Consider the following 18,652-nt stretch of genomic DNA (forward strand, 5'->3'; position numbering starts at 1 on the left):
TCGTGTCAGTCACGTTCGCTCGGCTCTAAAACGATCCATTTTTTTATTTGCGCCCAATTTTCCAAAGAACAAAGGAAGAGGTCTGCGTGCATATCGGGAGTTTGTCGCTCGGATAGTGGAAAGCTGCTTTGAGCCGAGTTCTTCGTATTGCCGCCATACTTTATTGGGAATAATGCTTCTCGCATCATTCCACAATTTGCTTCCCGCTTTGATGAATTCCCCGCCATAATCGCCATCTTCAGTACTGTGACGAGTGTTCGCGATGTGTAGTTTTGGAATACAAAGCGCGCCGTAGCCTGATTTCAAAGCGCAGAAAAAATATGCGTACCAGTATGTGCCCCCACCACCGTCGTAGATGGCAGGAAATACCTGTTTGGCAAAATCGCCGCGAAATACTTGTACCTCAAGGTCGGCGGCGAAAATGCCGAAAGGCTGTTCAGTGTTAGTGTTACGCCTTACCTCCATATCGGTGGCGTGATGCCAGTTAGTAGAATATGGCACAGCAAGTGGAGGCCGGTATTGTTTGAGTGCGTCTTTAAGCGCTTTAAGACCTGCTGTACCCGTATGTATATGTATGTCATCGTCTGCCATAACGATATAGTCATCGTCAGAAACCAGGTTTTTCACATGGCTATAAAGATGATCGCGCCCCTTACTCCAGCTTAGCTTACTGCTTTCGCATGGTACGTTCGCTTCCGGATCGTCCATGCCATGTTTCCAGTTCAATCGAAAATACTCGATCTTGGCGGCGTTCAACATTTGCCTGAACTCCGACCTGGACTCAAGTATTCCAGATTGTTCGCACCAGACAATTTTCATGCGAGTGACTCCAGATAAGCATCCAAAAGAATCAGCTCGGTCTTGTCAAAAATACCGACTTCCGTCAAGCGTGCATAGGCTGTGCGTATACTCTCCGCCGGCGAAGAATCTGCTGCCAGATCGAGATTATTCAGAGTCTCCAGTAAGGTAAGAACCTCTACATAACCAGTATGTTCTCCGAAGAAGTCTCGGTATATCCGATGTTCATTTCTCTCTTGGCGAACGAGGGCGGGGGAATAAACAACCGCACTCGAATGATGATATAGAATGTATTGCGCAATGTATCCCCGATATATATCCGTCATCCTGAACTCGCAAGACGAAGGTAAATACATTAGGGGAAAATAGCATCGAGGCCACATTGTGGCTTGAGAATTAAACGGATGAAACCGCTTGAAGATGTATGTTGGGCTTTCCAGTCCGTCGCTACTAAGATCTATATCATTACCAAAGACCAGCCTGTAGATGGCATCCACATCAGGGTTTCCATCGACCAGAAACTGGATTACACCGGCAGTTTCACACGATTCAGATCCGTTGGCTGGTTGGTCCGGTTCTTCCAGCCATTGAAGAGGGTATCCTCTAGCCCAGATGTTGTTTGGGACATCATATATAGATTGAAAAACGTTGGACTGGTCAGACTTTGCGAGCTCGCCGAGAGAACTAAACAAGGGTGCAATACTTGACTCCAGTTGTCGCAGCTTTTCGGGATAGAGGAAATTGTCATCGTCGGTCTCAAAAATATAGTCGATAGACATATTCGAGAGTCTGGCGAAGCTCAGGTTCTTCCGAGAGTAACTGTCCCAGGGGCACAGCCGTTCATAGGTAGAGCGCGGCTCGCTACCGAAAGAAACTATATCTACATCCGGGTGTGTTGCGTCCAGCTCTCCTGATTTTCTGTCCATGGCAAATGACATAGGGCCGAATCCGGCGTCTAGCCAATGAGAGATATTGTGCTTCACCGCCGGCGCATCGGGAAAAATTGTAGTGCAAGCGAAACCAACGTTCTTCATGACGGATCCCGAGTGATATTTAGGCGAGCAATACTAGCAAATTTCGCTTTCGGATGTTTCTAGCCTTGGCACTACCGCGTTATAAACAACGGCTACTTCCCTGCCTTTCTAATTGCTAGTACATCGTGTCCTTCTTTGAATAGCTGATAGCTGGCTTCAAGATGGTTCCGCAGGGATGACCACCGTCGATTGCCGAGAAGCTTCTGCTCAAAATAGATCAGCGAGGGTCTGGTAGCATCTAGATTGCTTGAATAAATAACTTCGTCGTCAAAGCCTTCGGCATCGACCTGAAGGACATCGATACCTCCTTTCCAATTGGCCTGCTGGAGTACCTCACTAAGTGTCTGAGACTTGACCTCAATGCATTCGACCATTGGCTCTATGTCAGCATTCGTATCTGAGCAGTTCTCCTTTGCCCAGGCGGTGACGTTTTCTCGATAAATGCTCGTGACGCCCAAAGGCGCTCTATAGATAGGCCAGCCCTTTGAATAGGCCGGGGTGAACTGGTCCCAGTAATCTGGTTGAATAGCATGTAGCGTTAGCGTTTCGCCTTCACCGATCGCGCAGTTGAGTATCTGTGCATCTGGGTGAAACTTGTAGTTCTCTTCGAGTATGGGTAGTAGGTAAGGCTGAGGTTCGACCAAGACCAATTGCGAATTGTCGCGAAGATGGTTTCTGATTGTGTTGAATATTGGATCGTTGTTGACTCCATCGTTAGCACCGACGATGCAGATCCTTAATTGACCTTTTTGTGACGCCAGTGCCAGCACGGCAGAAAGGTATTTTGAGATACTTTTTCCAGATGCTGCGCTTATGCTTATGCCGTTTGTCGCATTGGTTTTCTCTCTAGGCAGGATATTTTTCCAAACGGAGTGGAGTTTTCTTTTCAGGCCGGCATCTTTCCTCGTCGTGGTCTCGATGTTCTTCACTCGGTTTCTTAGATTGACTATAGGTGGATTCGGCTTCAGTTGTTTTTCAGGTTCAAGTTCCGATGCAAGAAGGTTCTCGACATGAGCTCTTCTTGAGCCACCCAGTACCTCGTCGAGTGTAATCGGTTCTTCGGGATTCCCTGCCGGACGTGTATGCAGTTCCCTGACATGCAGAATTCTTGGTGCCCCTCGCTCGAAACGCCAGACATCCAGAGACTCCATCAAGATAACGTTGTACTCCATCCCGAGTGGGTAGTACTTAAGATCGCTTCTGTACAAAAGCTCACGGAAGGCGATCTGATCAATATTCGCGTTGCTGTTTCTTACTTCTTTCTCCCAGTCGAGACAGAATTGGTTGAGTCTCCCTGACTGCCTGGCCGCTATCACGCCGCTGTTTACGGGAGGCAGGCTACGCGGTAGGGAGCTGCCCTCCAGTATCTTCCTTCGTCCGATTGCCTCTACAGCTGCTATGTCGCAGTAATCTAAAACGTCAAAGAGTTCGTAGAGGGGAGCCAGTACAACGATGTCCGCATCGAGAACCACAGTACGATCAAAGCGGCTATTGCCAAGAGCATGCATTTTTGGTCGAAACCAGTCGTTGTCTAGTCGATGGATGCGCTCGAATACGGGGTCGCTGACTTCTTCGCTGGTAAACAAATCGATGCTGGCGTCTGGCATGTGGCTAAGCAGTGTGCGCGCAGCTCTCCGCGCTAGAGTCGTGTATTCCATCCCGCTGGTTGCGAAAACGAACCCTTCAGAAGGTAGCTGATTTTCGTGTCGATTCTCGGTCATTGATTTCCCGGTTTTCTTGAGTTTAACGAATCCATTTTTTTGGCTCATGTTCGGGTTTTGCATGCGATGGCCTTGATTCTATCCAGGAATCGATGACTCGCCGGCCGAGTAGTAATGGGTTCTGGTTGCCGTGCTGATTGATTGAAATGAAATCTTCGTAGTTCTACGAGAGCGCTAGCGACCTCTTTCGCCATTTCCTCAATATTCTCTTCTTGGTGCTTGATCGGAGCTTGTAGCATATCGTCGTACTGGTAAAGTTTGCGACTGTCACCTCCCATATAGCGTTTGACGATCTCTTGATGCTCCGCATAGAAAGCGGAATGAACTGATTCAATTTGATTGCGGTTCAGCTGGGCTGGTTCTCCGGGAAATTTCTGCGAGGCTATGCGTCGAAAAACTTCGGGCCGGCCACCTTCTTCGTAGGCGCAGTTGATGTTGCGTAGAATCTCGCATCCAAAAGCAGACAGGCTAGTGTTGCGCAATTCTGACGTGGCGGTTCCGAGAGTACAAGCCGCTGCTTCAGCGAAATCGGCAACGATATCATGCCCAGAGCGCCCTGCAGGGATATAGGGGCGGACACTTAAACTTTCTTTGCTGAAGGCAGTGGCAATGGTGTCCAGTTTCACTAAGCGCTGGTTCCCTTCGTCGCACGCTTGCGTCGTGAAATCGCCAAGAGGCATCTTCTCGCCCATCTTTACACATTGTGAATACCATGACGTGATATATTCGTCAGGTCTTCGAAGATAGACGATGACCAGTATTTCATCGAAGCGAGATTCGAAAAATTCACGGATGCTTTTCCAGAGCTGAGGTTCCGAGAATCTGAATAGGGCCTCGTCTGACACAATGACTATTTCCGGATTGGTGAGCGCTATCTCTGAATCAAATTCTCTGATGAATTCTTCTCGATAATTTTTCCTCGCTACTGGGCCGTCAATTCCTACATCTGTTTCGAGTCCATCTGGATCCGCTTCTGGGTCGCGGAAAGCAAAGCGCAAGCCGACGTGCCTGTCGAATGATTCGTTGGCGAAATTTCTCCCTGCATTTGGATAGAGTGTTCGATTCGATTCCAGAAGTTCAGTTCGCGTCTCCGAGAGGTGCTGTTGAAGTTTACTGGTGCCTGTTTTAGGTGACCCGGCGTGAATGATCAGGCGCATGTATTTCCTCGTTGCTCTAGATATGAGAAGAGCGTTGTTCTTATGGAACTATTGAAATGACTTATGTACAAAAATCGACGTATCGTAGCAATGAGACACGCGCGAATAGCCCTGGAGTCCAGGAATAGAAATATCTTGCTTTCCGAGTTTTCTCGGAAGCCGAAGTCCTCTATACATATGACGTTGAATTGCCTCTTCGACCAGTCGAGCGATCGGAGTACTTTGAAGTCAAATCCTTCTATATCTATATCTATATCCAGATCCAGGAGATTTATTTCCTTGTCTCCACAATGTTCTTCAATGAGCTCGTCCAGGGTCAGACTCTTAAGCTTTTCTTTGCGAAGAATTCTTCCTCGCCAGGAGGGACTGATTCTTGACTCGTTGATCCCTGTTGATCCTAATCCGCCCTGGAAATGTTTGAATTCGATTTCCTCTCCCGCATGTTCGCTGAGAAACACAGCTATGTTGATGTCTCTAGGCCTTTGCTGATTGAAAATTTCAATATTCTCTGGGCTTGCGTCGATGTTTAGTCCCTGCCATCCAAAGTCTCTATCGAGAATGCTCGTATTTGAGAACTTGTTTGGGTGATGAGCTCCAGCATCGATATAGAAGCCGTTTCTTTTCCCTTTGAATATTCGTTGGAGAATGATGTCTTCGCCATTCTGGCTGTAGTGGTGTCGTTGATAGGGTGTAATAGGGTATACAACACGGCTGACCTTGCGTCTCAGTCTGTTAACTAATCCATTCACGCAACTGAACTCTCCGGTACTGATAAGGTATTTTCGGTCACTGCACGTTGCCTGATCAAATGGTAAATCTGCTGCGATCAAGCTCACCTTCGAGATGGAAAGCAAGTACACAAAATGCATGAAAGCACTCGAAAATACTCTGGCGATAGTACATAACAGCTTAGTGTTCCTTTGCTTGTTCAGGCAATTTTTATTGGGGATCTATTCAAATATTCCAGTCAGATTGTAGATTCTGAATGAACGTTCTCAGCTCTTTGGATTTATAGCTGTGTTTCATCTGCCCCAGTAGCGCGGTCTTCGCTGTTTGATCAGCTAGCTGCTCCGGTGTCTCCTGGATTTCAAGTGCTTCATCAATATCAGCAAAAAATGAATCTTTTCCGGTGATCTCGCAAAGGTAGTCGTGTATGTGCTGAAATCTGGAAAAGAGCATTCCCCGGTTTTTCGGGCCGAGCAGTTCGACATTTGACGGTAAAGAAATACTCGCTTTCTCTAGCTGTAGAATCGCTCTTTTGAGCTTTATCCTGTTTGGTTCGGAAAGATCGTGATTGCCCCTGCGTAGTATTTCGTAACAGGAGTGCGGGATGCTTATATTGGCTTGGTAGTTGCGTTCCTTAGGTGCGGCTATGCCCAGATCATTCTGTTTGATGAAGTGGGATATAGCGCCGCCACTGTTCAATACACTCTTGTAGCTGTTGATCTGAAAGTTTGCGTCGGGTAGTTCCGAGAGCCAGCTGCTTAGGAGTAGTTTGTAATTGAAATGAATTGTGCGGAAAAAGTGCGACTGCAGCGCTCTCTTTCGCAAAGGTTTAAGCCGGTGGCCAAACTTGAGCCGCTGACCATACCAGGAAACGATATATTCATCTGGCCTGCGCAGCGTGCAGTTTATAGTGACTTCATGGTCTGGAAAGTGGTTTGAAAGGCGCTGAATGAGGTCGCTTCTATTTGGAGAGAAATTGCTGAAAACCTCTCCGCATAAGATGGTGGTTTTGGGGGAATGTTCTTCTTGCTGCTGTTTTATGAATCTGAAAATGCCTTCACTGCCTACCGCTTTTCCGTGATACGGGATGCGTCCGAGCGGCACATCTCTCGCTTCGTCTAGCATTTCATAGGCGAGAGCATTGTGCGGTTCTCTCATCCAGATTGGCAGAAGGCCGTGAATTGTGCTGGTGCCGGTACTCGTTGCTCCACTATCAATCGCTGCGCGGCAATTATCCAATATCGTGGGCTCGTAGGCGAGTGGATATAAAATCCCGCGCTTAACCAAGCTTTTCCTGTGGCGTGCCAGGAAGAGCTGTAGCGAGCTGCTACCGGTTTTGTGGTGCCCGATGAAAACTATAAGCCTAGGTTTCATTGGTCTTTGGGCTTGGCTTGCCGAGAATAAGTCCGACTATAAAGACCATGGGAATCGTCGCATAAATCAATGCCCGATTCACCTGAGTGTAGTCCAGTGCAAACTCGTATCTGTTCGTGAAATAGTACACAGATACTATGAATCCGAGGGTGGCCAAAAGCGTTAAGGCTAGATAGAACAGTGGAATGTCCGAGCGGTTCTTATATGCGCCTACAACTATGATCGGAATGGCAAGATACCAAAGTAGATGCCAATTGATCATTTCAAACAGTGTTTCCATTAGTGCTGGAGTCACATTGTGGAACAACAGTTCGTGACGGCCTATGTAGGGGAGTATGATTTCCCCATTGGCTAAAGCGAGCCGCCCAATTCCAGGTATGTTGACGTCTGGTCTGATTGCGGCGAGCAGTACCATCAACGCGGCGCTCGCCCCTAACATCCAGATAAGGGCTTTTGGGCTCAACTTGACGGAGCTAATAGCTAGCATGCTGATGGTGATGGTGGCCAGTATCAGTCCGGGCATCTTTAGTTGAATACAAAAAATGGAGTATATGAGGGTCAGGATTGCCCATTGCACGTGGCCGCTACGTGCAAATTGGTACAAAGAAAGAACAGCGGCACCGTATACCAGGGTCACCCACAAATCAGCATAGCCAGCCAGAGCCGCGTGGACATTGACGAAAGGCAAACTCAGGAAAGCGTAGCAGGCGACTAAGCAGGCGACGATGTGGACAAGCGCAAGTCTTAGATGCCCAAAAATAAGTAGCCCCGAGGCGAGAGCTGCCAGCCCCCATGAGAGATAGATTAGAGTGGAGTCTGCGGTACCCTGAGCCAGCATATGCCACAATTGTATCAGTGGAACTCCGACCGGGTACCGCCACGCATTCTTGGCACCCTCGATATAGGTAGTCGCGTCGGCCGGCGCTGCCAGCCATGTGGCTTGGTCGGCAAACGGGACCATTTCTCTATAGTGATCCCAAACGATTGCTTTCGGTGCCCAGTTCATCCATGCATCCCATGGGAACAGCGGGCGTAACAGAATCTCTTCAAAAATCGTTGCGTATCTGCAACAAAGCAAAGCGACAAAAAGAGCGATGACAGCGTACTGCCACCTGGCAAGTGATGGATACTGCAGCTTTTCTGTGTTGCGATAGTCTCGATAGTAGAGCGATGCACCAAGGGTAGCCAGAAGGACAAGCGGAAGCGCAATTTTCCAGAGTGCCAGTGGCGTCCCTAGCAAGTCGGTAAGCCTGAGCAGGATAGTGGTCAAGAATGTGCCCAGAACGAAACCGTGTCCCAAAACTAGCGATATCGGTAGTGTAGAGCTTCGCGCAAAAGCGAAGCGAATCCAGAGACAGCCCACTAGCCACGGCAATAGGGTGGCACCTAGGAGTGCAGCGGCCCCCATTTCTATTCTCCCACCTGGTAGAGCTGCCCCAGCTCTTGTTTATCGATGAGGCTGGCAGGAACTTTGCTATTACCCCATGAAAGGATGCCTGTTGGCTGATAGCCAATTTCTGGTATTGAATCAAGTACTAGAATGTAATCGCCAGACCTGAGAGAACGAATCGGTGGGGTCTTGCCAAAGTTGTAGACGTTGTGCGGTAACAGGTATTGCTGTGCGCGTAAACGACGGTAGCCCCTGCGTTCCGAATCATGCATGAGGTAGATCTTGACGCCCGGCGCAGGGAGTACGCTCCCTTTCAAGTATTGGATATAGCGATATAGCTCACTCTCTCGATCAGATAGATGTTTCTCGTGCTGGTCTTTCCCTGCGAACAGGTAGCGAGTCTCTTTGATCTGGGTATTCAGGTTTCCCTGCCAGAGCAGGTCGAGAGAAATCCATGGAATTGCTACGACTATTGTCAGCGCGATCCGGCTTTGTCTGCCTCGGATGACGCCGAGCAGCAATATCAGTAGTAGCGACACACCCACCCAGGCGGCTGTAGCGACCGTAGGTGACAAAATGGGGATGGAGGGCGTTCCGCGCAGGTGGTGCGCTGATTTTTGGGTCCAGTTTCTGAAGGCGGTCCACTCAGTCACAATCGCTGAAAGAAAATTCGTGCGAGAGGATGGATTTAGAATCAATTCTCGCACTAGAGGTCCTTGCTCGCGCAAGTCACCGTAGACATCGATACCTATCTCGGTGATGGTGCCTCTCCACTCTTTATGACTTGCGAGTAGGCTTAGCTGGGGGCCATCGTTTGCCCACTGGATAGGAACATAGAACACCTCCTCCGGCGCTCGTTCGGTGCGCCAGATAAAATAGATGTGGGCGCCTGGGTGGCGGTCTTCAATAGTGCTTTCCAGAAAAGGATAGTCTGCCGCTTTGAGTCGGGTGCGGCGGCTGAAAATGGCGCGCTCATCCTGGCCGCTCTGCAGGCCAGTAATGCGTAACGAGCCGTTCTCTGTTTTCCCTGTTCCTATTCGCGCGGTTAGATCTGAGCCGTCAAATTTCCATGCACGGGCGTCCTTAAGGGTAGAGGCGGATTCAAGCCTGGTGAGCATTGGAGAAAAACTGACGTACAGGCCGATGACTATTAATGCGCCCATTGCCAAGGCTATCAAGGACCAGGCGAGAGCGACCACAAACTGTCGATTGGACACTGCTGGCGGCGGTGACGCGTCGAGAGCTGCCTCGGTGGCGCTATCAGTTGTCATTCGCGAAGGCCTAATCTGCGTTCAACGAGATGTCGCCAATCTCGGCAGCGGCCTCTCGAATCGCCTGCCACCCGTGGAGTGCCAGTGCAAAGCCAGCGCAGTATTCGCGCAAGCGATTCAGTAGTTGGTCGGTCGAAATGTTCTCACTGAAGTCAGCCAGCGAAGCCGGTGTCTGCATCGCAGTGGCAATGTTGTTTGCACTTTGCTGAAGCCAGTCCTGCCATGCCGGATCCCGGATCGTGCCATCCTGAAGAATGCCCGCTAGCCGGGCGAGTTCGCTCCCCTGGCCTTCAGCGACTTCCTTGCGATAAAGAGTGAGCAGGCTGCGATCGTCGGTGCTGGCCAGTTCATCCGCGAGTGCGGCGAGGGTGGCGAGTCGCGTTTCGGCGGAGATACCCGACTCATAGTGGGTTCTGTCGGTGATGTACTTGTTGATGTTGACCTTGCCTTTGCCACTGAGGGCCGGGGGCGCGGTATTTCCAGTGCGGGCCTCGAGTGGTAGGTGGGGAACGCTCCAGTCGTAGTCGAGAACGGCAGCGCCAGGGTGCAGGTATTCGGTCATGGCGCCGAAGAGATAGTCCTCACCACGGTGAACAGGAAAATAAGGCGGCAGTAGTTGTGTATTGTCCAGACCTGTCATCTGCGAGATCACCGACATCTTGGTAAAGAGCGGCCTGGGCTGTCCCATCCAATAGTGGCGCGAAGCATGCGCTCCTTCAGTGCCTCCGGCGTAATTCTGTAGGCGTTTGGTTGACACCGGATCGAGGGTATATATCCAGTTCGTATCGCTGGTGCCGGGGTCCCCCATGCTGCCGGTCTGGGTTACCAGGACTGGCGATTCGGAAGACCAGAGGCTGAGATAAGCTGAATTTGCGCCCGCCAGGTCGGAGGGGGTGACCGGTTTGCCGTTGAGTTTTTGGATCGCCTGGCCAATGTTCAGGCCTAGACACTGAGCGTGGCCGCTGAGTGGGTCAAAATCAGCCCGGCTGGTCCGGCCGAGCATCTCCTGCTGATTGGCGTAGAAGTCGACTTGCCGAGGGGTGTGACCGAATTGGATGCCATCAGTCTTGTATGGCGCCTGGACCGCGGCACAGATTACATCATCGTCCATGATGATGGCTCTGCGCCCGCTGGAGAGCAGCAGGCATAGATTGCGAGCCAGGCCATAGGACTTTTCGGTGGCCCATTTATCCCGGCCGATCAGAAACCGAATAGCTTCCTCATGCTGGGGCTGGGCATTGATGAGAGTAGTCATCAGTTGCCGGGCCTCATCTTGGCCGACATAGTGCATGTCTCGAGGGCAGGTGAAATTGAAATTTTCTACCGCTTCGCGGTTTTGTCTTGCGTTCTCCGGGTCGCGGGAGTCGTCAATCAGGTAGAGGGCTTCGTGGCGCGCCAGATTGCCCGCGTGAAGCATGGACTCCAGCAGCCTCTTTACCGCGGCGGGACGATCGCATGTGATCACGAACGCACGAACGGGTGGCAAATCTACCGCTGGTGCGGCAGGAGCGTTGAGGCGTTCGCATACTGCTTCAGCACTAATCAGGAGTCCGGCATTTTGCAGCATGCTGAATACGTTCATTACGTCGGCTTGCTGGCCCTGCAATTCGGGTATTGCCTGAGTCATTATTTCAGCATGCTGCTCAAGGGTGCGAAATTCACGGCACATCAGCATGGACTGGGCGACCGGCGGCGCCACCATCAATTGGCCATCCCCGTGTCGGTCTATCAGCAGTACGGCGCCGTTTTGCATGTCCACAGCTTCACATTCAGCGAAAGCATATAGGCCGGAGGCGGACGGTGATTGGTCGGTCATGAGGGGCTCATTACTGGGTGCTGGAAAAGCACAATTTTAGGGGGGCTGACCGGGGGTGTAAACCGCGGGTCTAGCTCTGATGGGTTGTGGCTGCAAGCATATTCGCGGCCATATGTATGGCTGCCTGCAGGCTGCCTGGGTCTGCTTTGCCGGTGCCTGCGAGGTCGAGTGCCGTGCCGTGGTCTACCGAAGTGCGGGTGACTGGCAATCCCAGGGTGATATTTACTGCCTGGCCGAATCCGGCATACTTGAGCGTGGGTAGGCCCTGATCGTGGTACATCGCCAGCACAGCGTCGCAATTCTCCAGTACTTTGGGATTGAAGGCGGTATCCGCCGGCAGGGGGCCGAGCAGCTGCATACCGCCGCTGCGCAACTTTTCCAGCTCTGGAATGATCACATCGATCTCCTCTCGGCCCATATGCCCGCCTTCGCCAGCGTGTGGATTCAGTCCGAGCACCGCTATTCTTGGCTCGGCAATAGAGAATTTCTGTTTCAGGTCTGTATCTAGAATCCTGAGCGTTTCCTCCAGCAGAGGCCCTGTAATCGCTTCCGGCACATCCCGCAGCGGCAAATGAGTTGTCGCCAGCGCCACCCGCAGCTCTCGACTGGCCAGCATCATCACAACTCGATCCGTACCCGTGGTTTCAGCTAGTAGTTCTGTATGGCCGGAGAAAGCGACCCCGGCATCATTAATTACAGACTTCTGTACCGGCGCGGTCACCATGGCGTTGCAGTCGCCCGCGAGGCAGGCATCCACCGCTTGATGCAGTGTTTCCAGTACATAGTGTGCGTTGGCAGGGTTGAGTTCGCCCGCAACCGCGGGGCAGGCCATGGCGATGGGGTGTACCATGAGCGAGCCCGGGGTCGAGGCCCGGGCAGGGCGATCGGGGTCGAAGTTCTCAAGCTGGATATCCAGCCCTAGCACTGCGGCGCGCGCGATCAGTAACTCAGGGTCACAAAACGCCACCAATTCCGCGTCCCAGGCCTGCTGAGCAATGGCCAGGGTAATGTCCGGGCCAATGCCGGCAGGTTCGCCGGGGGTGATGGCAATCCGCGGAATCGTCACTTGATATCGACAAAAGCCTCGTCGCGAATCTGGCGCAACCAGGCATCCAGTTCTTCCTGGTACTTGCGGTTGTGCAGGAAATTCGTCGCGCGATTGCGAACGGCCTTGCTGGTCATGTCTTCATCTCGGCGATCTTCAACCTCGATGATGTGCCAGCCAAACTGGCTGCGCACGGGGCTGGAGATGTCGCCGATGGCGGTGATATTCATTTCATTCTCGAATTCCGCCACCATCTGGCCGGGGCTGGTCCAGCCGAGTTCGCCGCCTTCCTGTGCTGAACCGATGTCCTCGGAGTATTCTTTTGCCAACTCGGCGAAATCTTCGCCGGATTCGGCGCGTGATTTGAGGTCGCTGACGAGTTCGCGGGCCTCGTCGTCGGTCATGATTTCAGAAGGTTTAACCAGAATATGGCGGGCTTTGGTCTGGGCTACCATCATCTGATCGGCGCCGCGATTGTCGGCCATGTAGATCAGGTGGAAACCGCTGTCAGAGCGAATGGGCTCCGATGTCTCGCCTTTCGCCAGACCGGGCGCGGTATCGGCAAAGAGCGAGGGCAAGTCTTCCAGCGATCGCCAACCGAGGTTGCCGCCGCTGAACTTATAGGGCCCCGGGGCGCTGACAGCCTTATCAAAGGCAGTACCGGCGCGGATGCTCGCCAGGACCTTTTCGACATAGGCTTCCACTTTGGCCGTTTCTTCAGCAGAAGCGTCGGGGGATATCGCTAATAGTGCGTGCAGAATCTGGTACTCGGGCTGGGTCAGTTTCTGACCTTCCTCCGTCTCCAGGAAATTATCGACCTCCTGGTCCGTGATCTCGATGCGCTGATTCACATTGCCCTGTTGGACCCGGGAAATAATCATCTCTTTGCGCACTTGTTCGCGCAGGGCGGCATAGGACTGGCCCTGTGACTCCAGCACTCCCAGGAATTGCTCGATGGAAAGGCCGTTCTGGGAGGCGATCCGCTGCACTGCGGCATTGAGCTGGGCGTCAGAAATACGCACACCTACGCGTGCGCCCTTCTGCACCTGAATGCTCTCGAGAATCAATCGGTCCAGGGTATCACGGACGAGAACATCCTCAGGTGGTGCTTCGATGCCCTGGGCTGCCATACCGTTCTTCGTATCGGCGATACGCTCGCGCAACTCGCTGGCCATGATGACATCGTCATCGACAATGGCGACCACTTGATCCAGCATCTGTGTCTCTGCCTGTAGGGACGCCGCGCCCAGGGTAAGGGCGGCAAAAATTGTGCCCCGCAGGATGTTTCTAATATTCACTGTCGGTAAAACCTCGAATCATATCTTTCATGATGCTACTAGCTCGGCTGCCGAAGCCGCCCATACCCTTGAGTACGATCTGAAATTGGGTGGAATGTTCCCGAGTGAGGGTCGGGTCGTCGAAATCGGTAGTACTCTGGCCGCCGTCTGTGTCGTAGTAGCGCAGATGCAACAAGCGCATCGTCCAGCAGCAGCTATCATATTCCACTCCGAACATATCTTCCACGCTGGTATTGGCCTCCACCGAGTAGTTCACCGCAGCGAAAACCCGCCAGTTGCGGCCGGCGGGCATATAGACGGAGAAGTGCGCCTGCTCGGTAGGGGTTGTATTGGAGGTGGTGGTTAGTGGGCGGCGATAAGAATAGCCGATGTTATAGAGGCCCGCTGCACCGCGATCATAGCTGGTCTGGAAGCTGCCGGAGTTCATTTTGTCGGTGTAGGGGTCCCAGATCAGGCTGGTGCGCAGGCTGAGCCGCTCATTGGGATAGAACGTCAGCTCGCCGGCTAGCTCTGAACCGCCGGTTTCCAGTGGCTCTTCAGTCGGGTCCAGCCGCACCTCGCGATCGCGGAAGTAGAATATCTGGCCAATGCTGGCGCTGAACTCCTCGCGGCCGTCGTTTTCATCAATGAAGCGGGTGGTCAGGCCCATGGAGAGCTGGTTGGCGTCGTCGATACGGTCGCGGCCCGAGAAGCGTGTGCCGCGGAATAGTTGGTTGTAGCTGAAGGTCAGCTCGGCGCTGTCAAAGTCGGGCTGGTCGGTCTGATCGTCGTAGCCGCTATAGAGGTAGTAGAGCCTGGGTTCCAGGGTTTGCAGCAGGCCGCGGCCGGCGAACGAGGTACTGCGGTCGAAATACAGGCCACCGTCAATCGTGGTGGTCGCCGCACCGGCGGTCGGGTTGTTGTCCTCGTACTCAAAGTGCTCGTTAAGATCGTAGTGCAGATAGCGATATTTGGCGCTGGTGTTGAGAAAACCGTACTGCCATTGCATGGGGTAGCTCGCACCCGCTTCGGTATACAGGCGATTGCCGGTAACCCGGTCGTCGTCAGTATCGAAGGTTGAGTACTGGGCCAGCAGGATAGGGTCGAATTTGAATGGCTCGCCGCTGGGGCGGTAGCGGCCGGTAATCTGGGGCAGCTTTTTGTAGTCGTTGTTCAGGTCGTCCGCCAGGCTCTGGAACTGCTGCAATTCGAGGTTCGCCATCCATTTGTCACCCAGGTAGTCCAGGGTGCCAAGTTGTAACAGGGCGGTGCGGCGCTTGGAGTCCAGGCTGGATGTCTCCAGGTCCTTCATGTAGTTGACGTCGCTGGCGCGGCTGTAGTCCACCCGCGAGCGCCAGCGCTGGTCGAACAGGCCGTTGTGTTTGACCACGCCCAGCCAGCGGTCGTGATTGCGCTCTTCCGGGTATTCGTCTTCATAGCGCTTGTCGTCGTTCATCCACGCGCCGCCCACGGTCCAGGCACCGATCAAGGGGTTCAGATAGCGCGCCTTTGCCTCGTGATTGATACCGCGCTCCTGGATAAAACGCGGGGAGTACAGCAGGTCGTAGTCTGGTGCGAGATTGAAGTAGACGGGTACCGACACGTCGAGGCCGCCCTTGGTGTCGCTGCCAATATCGGGCCACATAAAACCGGTCCTGCGGCGATCATCCAGCGGGAACTGCATCCATGGACTGTAGAAGATGGGTACCCCGGCAACGTCTATACGCGCTCCGTGAGCCACGCCCAGTCCTTCCTCGGTATCGAGTTCGAGATTCTCGGCGCGGATTTTCCAGTCTTCTTCCCCCGGGGGGCAAAATGACAGTTGGCCGTTGTGGACGTGAAGGATGCCGTCCGCATCGCGTTCGATTTCTTCTGCCTGTCCTTGCAGCCGCTGCTGGTGCAGGACGTAGTCGCTGTACTGGAGTTTGGCTTCGCCCGTATCTGAATCTACCCACGCTTGCTGTGCGCGTAGCAGGAGCCCCGGTTCGCGCAGTGTGATGCCGCCCTGCAATTCGGCGGTGTTCTCTCCACGGTTCAGAATAGCGCTCTCCGCGCTCAAGTGGCGATACCCCTGCTTCACATTGACCCCGTCTGACAGGGTGATCGTGTTGCCTTGCAGTTGGGTACTTCCGGCGGTGGCGTGAATATCTTCGAGGTCGGGCGATTTGCTGCGGTCCAGGTGTCCCAATGGGTCGACGTAACTGCCGTCACAGCGAAGACACTGGTCGTCGACCTGTTCCTTGGGTACCTGGCGGCGGTGCAGCCAGTCGAGTCGGGCGGGGCTCGCTTCGGGATCGAGCTTGCACTCGGCCAGTTCACCCTCGGTATTGGCCTCACAGACCCAGCCGCTGTTATCCTGTGCACTGGAAGACGCGCTGTGGCCGAGAGCAAATAGCAGCACAGCCAGGCTGATCGGTCGTTTTCGTGTGTTGGGCCGGGCGGGGCTGTTGGTCATTTGTTATCGGTCTGGGTCGGACGTTGAATCAAGGGCGAATTCTAAAGCATCCCCTGCCGCTTGTCCGGCAAAAATATATGTGTGGAGACATCCTTAATATGCGGCCAACGCCGACCGATCTGGAACCCTGGGCCCGCAATGTCCTCACTCAGCGTGAAACTGGCAGCACCCTGTCGCCACTGACCGGCGATGCGAGTTCGCGCCGGTATTTTCGGCTGAGTATAGCGGGCGACACCTACATTCTTGTGGACGCACCGCCAGCCACCGAGAAAAACCGGGAATTTGTCCAGGTGCAGCGGTTGTTGGCCGAGGCTGGCATCCGCGTCCCTGCCATCCTGGGGGTGGATTTTGAGCGCGGGTATATGCTGCTCGATGACCTCGGGGATCGTCTGCTGCTGCCGGAGCTCGACGACGCGAGCGTCGAAGTTTGCTATGCGAGGGCGTTTGGTTTGCTGCACAAGCTGGCGGCTATCTCGCCCCTGGATGCCGCCTGGCCGCGCTATGACCTTGCCTTGTTGACGGAGGAGCTGAGCCGCTTCCCTGCATGGTTTGTCGACAAACTGCTCGGTATCGCGGAGCCGCCTGCGAGTTGGCGCGCACTGGAATCCCTGTTGTTGGAAAGTGCTCTGGAGCAGCCTGAGGTGTTGGTCCATCGCGATTTTCACAGCCGAAACCTCATGCCCCAGACCGATGGCGAACTGGCTTTGATCGATTTCCAGGATGCCGTGACAGGGCCGGTCAGTTACGACCTGGTCTCCCTGCTGCGCGATTGTTACATACGCTGGCCCAGCGAGAGGGTGGAGGCCTGGGCGCTGCGCTACCTCGGCGAGGCGCAGGCGCTCGGCAGCCTCACAGACGTCAGCGATGCGCAGTTCATGCGCTGGTTTGACCTGATGGGCCTCGAGCGCCATATCAAGGTTCTGGGCACCTTTGCCCGCCTCTACCTGCGTGATGGCAAGCAGGCCTATCTGGCTGACATGCCTCTGGTGCTCAACTATGTGACGGAGATGTTGGCGAAATACAGCGCAGAGTCCACAGCGGTCGCCGCGGCAGCCGAGTGGTTTGAGAGTGAGCTGATGACGGCTGTTCGGCGTCAGCCCTGGGGGGGCTCGGTATGAAGGCGATGATTCTGGCTGCAGGGTTTGGCGAGCGCATGAGGCCTCTTACCGAGCACACGCCCAAGCCCCTGTTACAGGTCGCGGGGGTGCCGTTGATGGAGTATCACCTGCGGCGGCTGGCGGCGGCCGGATGTAACGAAATAGTGGTGAACGTCTCGCACCTCGCTGATCAGATCGAAACGTATTTTGGCGATGGTGACCGTTGGGGCGTCAACATAGCTTACTCCCATGAAGACGAGCCGCTGGAAACCGCAGGCGGAATTCAGCGCGCACTGCCCCTGCTGGGGGATGAAGCCTTCCTCGTGGTCAATGGCGATGTCTGGATCGACTATCCATTTGAGCAGCTTATCGACTACCAGCTCAAACCCTGGGAGCAGGCTCACCTGGTGATGGTGGACAACCCGCCGCAACATCCCCTGGGTGACTTTTGTCTCGATGTCGAGGGCCGTGTCAGCGAGCGCCCAGAGCCGCTCGCCGGATATACCTACGCGGGCCTGGCGATGTTTTCACCGGTATTTTTCGCCCACCTTCGCCCCGGCAAACTGGCGCTGCGACCGCTGCTGGACCAGGCCATTGCCGACGGCAGCCTTGGCGCACAATACTACGGCGGCGAGTGGGCGGATGTTGGCACACCGGAGCGCCTGAAAGAGCTCGATAAACAGGTGTCGAGCGGGGTGCGTTCCGTGCAGGAACAGGTAGAATAGCGCCACCAAAACGAGGACCCATTGCCATGGCCGACTACCTGATCGCACCCTCCATTCTCTCTGCCGACTTTGCCCGCCTGGGCGAAGAGGTCGACAATGTGCTCGCCGCCGGCGCGGATGTCGTGCACTTCGACGTGATGGACAATCATTATGTGCCTAATCTCACGATCGGCCCGATGGTGTGCAAGGCCCTGCGCAACCACGGTGTCACGGCGCCTGTCGACGTCCACCTGATGGTGCAGCCTGTGGATCGCCTGATCGGCGATTTCGCCGAGGCTGGCGCCAGCTACATCACATTCCATCCGGATGCCTCCACCCACGTCGATCGCTCGCTGCAAATGATCCGCGACGCGGGCTGCAAATCCGGCCTGGTGTTCAATCCTGCTATGGGCCTGGACGCACTGAAGTACGTGATGGATAAGGTGGACATGATCCTGTTGATGTCAGTCAATCCGGGGTTTGGGGGCCAGTCTTTCATTCCTGGCACCCTCGACAAGCTGCGTGAGGCACGCGCCATGATCGACGCCTCAGGTTACGACATTCGGCTGGAGATCGACGGCGGTGTGTCGGCGAAGAATATTCGAGAGATCGCGGCCGCGGGTGCGGATACCTTTGTGGCAGGATCTGCCATTTTTAACCAGCCTGATTACGCTGCGGTGATTGCCGAAATGCGAGCCGAACTGGCCAAGGCTTGATACTGGGGCTTGTCGGCCGGGCGGTTGCGATCAATAAACGGCCATGTACAATAGCCTCACCACTTATCCGG

At 54.0% G+C, this 18,652-nt stretch carries 15 protein-coding genes; 3 read left to right on the forward strand and 12 right to left on the reverse strand.

The window, feature by feature from the left end:
- Positions 1-9: 9 nt before the first annotated feature.
- From EY643_RS01720 to EY643_RS01775, 12 genes are all read right to left on the reverse strand, one after another.
- Positions 10-819 carry a hypothetical protein gene (locus EY643_RS01720; RefSeq protein WP_152660585.1) on the reverse strand — a complete coding sequence of 270 codons (810 nt, stop codon included), beginning with the start codon at positions 817-819 and terminating at the stop codon, positions 10-12.
- Positions 816-1,832 (reverse strand): STELLO glycosyltransferase family protein, encoded by a 1,017-nt coding sequence (locus tag EY643_RS01725; protein WP_152660586.1) that lies wholly within the window; start codon positions 1,830-1,832, stop codon positions 816-818. The genes EY643_RS01720 and EY643_RS01725 overlap by 4 nt, the downstream gene beginning before the upstream one ends.
- A gap of 92 nt (positions 1,833-1,924) precedes the next feature.
- Positions 1,925-3,616 carry an FkbM family methyltransferase gene (locus EY643_RS01730; RefSeq protein WP_152660587.1) on the reverse strand — a complete coding sequence of 564 codons (1,692 nt, stop codon included), beginning with the start codon at positions 3,614-3,616 and terminating at the stop codon, positions 1,925-1,927.
- Entirely contained in the window at positions 3,598-4,710 is a 1,113-nt protein-coding gene (locus tag EY643_RS01735) for a hypothetical protein (protein ID WP_152660588.1), read from the reverse strand. The genes EY643_RS01730 and EY643_RS01735 overlap by 19 nt, the downstream gene beginning before the upstream one ends.
- Complete coding sequence (locus EY643_RS01740) at positions 4,701-5,579, reverse strand: FkbM family methyltransferase (RefSeq protein ID WP_152660589.1); 879 nt, start codon at positions 5,577-5,579, stop codon at positions 4,701-4,703. Before EY643_RS01740 ends, EY643_RS01735 begins: the two co-directional genes overlap by 10 nt.
- Positions 5,580-5,664: 85 nt before the next feature.
- Positions 5,665-6,810 carry a hypothetical protein gene (locus EY643_RS01745; RefSeq protein WP_170287241.1) on the reverse strand — a complete coding sequence of 382 codons (1,146 nt, stop codon included), beginning with the start codon at positions 6,808-6,810 and terminating at the stop codon, positions 5,665-5,667.
- On the reverse strand, positions 6,800-8,080 hold the full coding sequence (locus tag EY643_RS01750; protein WP_152660591.1) for a hypothetical protein: 1,281 nt from the start codon (positions 8,078-8,080) through the stop codon (positions 6,800-6,802). The genes EY643_RS01745 and EY643_RS01750 overlap by 11 nt, the downstream gene beginning before the upstream one ends.
- A 140-nt stretch (positions 8,081-8,220) precedes the next feature.
- Positions 8,221-9,471: a hypothetical protein gene (locus EY643_RS01755; RefSeq protein WP_152660592.1), complete on the reverse strand. Its 1,251-nt coding sequence runs from the start codon at positions 9,469-9,471 to the stop codon at positions 8,221-8,223.
- 10 nt (positions 9,472-9,481) lie between these two features.
- On the reverse strand, positions 9,482-11,287 hold the full coding sequence (locus tag EY643_RS01760) for a hypothetical protein (protein WP_152660593.1): 1,806 nt from the start codon (positions 11,285-11,287) through the stop codon (positions 9,482-9,484).
- A gap of 70 nt (positions 11,288-11,357) precedes the next feature.
- Positions 11,358-12,353 (reverse strand): 4-hydroxythreonine-4-phosphate dehydrogenase PdxA, encoded by a 996-nt coding sequence (pdxA, locus tag EY643_RS01765; protein WP_152660594.1) that lies wholly within the window; start codon positions 12,351-12,353, stop codon positions 11,358-11,360.
- Entirely contained in the window at positions 12,350-13,630 is a 1,281-nt protein-coding gene (locus EY643_RS01770) for a peptidylprolyl isomerase (RefSeq protein WP_240732794.1), read from the reverse strand. Before EY643_RS01770 ends, pdxA begins: the two co-directional genes overlap by 4 nt.
- Entirely contained in the window at positions 13,620-16,064 is a 2,445-nt protein-coding gene (locus EY643_RS01775; protein ID WP_152660595.1) for an LPS-assembly protein LptD, read from the reverse strand. Before EY643_RS01775 ends, EY643_RS01770 begins: the two co-directional genes overlap by 11 nt.
- A gap of 98 nt (positions 16,065-16,162) precedes the next feature.
- Here EY643_RS01775 and EY643_RS01780 point away from each other — a divergent pair, with 98 nt between their 5' ends.
- The 3 genes from EY643_RS01780 to rpe are packed head-to-tail and all read left to right on the forward strand — an operon-like array spanning position 16,163 to position 18,581.
- Positions 16,163-17,182, forward strand: coding sequence for an aminoglycoside phosphotransferase family protein (locus tag EY643_RS01780; RefSeq protein WP_152660596.1), 1,020 nt, complete (start codon positions 16,163-16,165; stop codon positions 17,180-17,182).
- On the forward strand, positions 17,179-17,886 hold the full coding sequence (gene murU, locus EY643_RS01785) for an N-acetylmuramate alpha-1-phosphate uridylyltransferase MurU (RefSeq protein ID WP_152660597.1): 708 nt from the start codon (positions 17,179-17,181) through the stop codon (positions 17,884-17,886). The genes EY643_RS01780 and murU overlap by 4 nt, the downstream gene beginning before the upstream one ends.
- Positions 17,887-17,912: 26 nt before the next feature.
- Entirely contained in the window at positions 17,913-18,581 is a 669-nt protein-coding gene (rpe, locus tag EY643_RS01790) for a ribulose-phosphate 3-epimerase (RefSeq protein WP_152660598.1), read from the forward strand.
- Positions 18,582-18,652: the final 71 nt, after the last annotated feature.

This window comes from Halioglobus maricola (genome assembly GCF_009388985.1).
Lineage (GTDB): Bacteria > Pseudomonadota > Gammaproteobacteria > Pseudomonadales > Halieaceae > Halioglobus > Halioglobus maricola.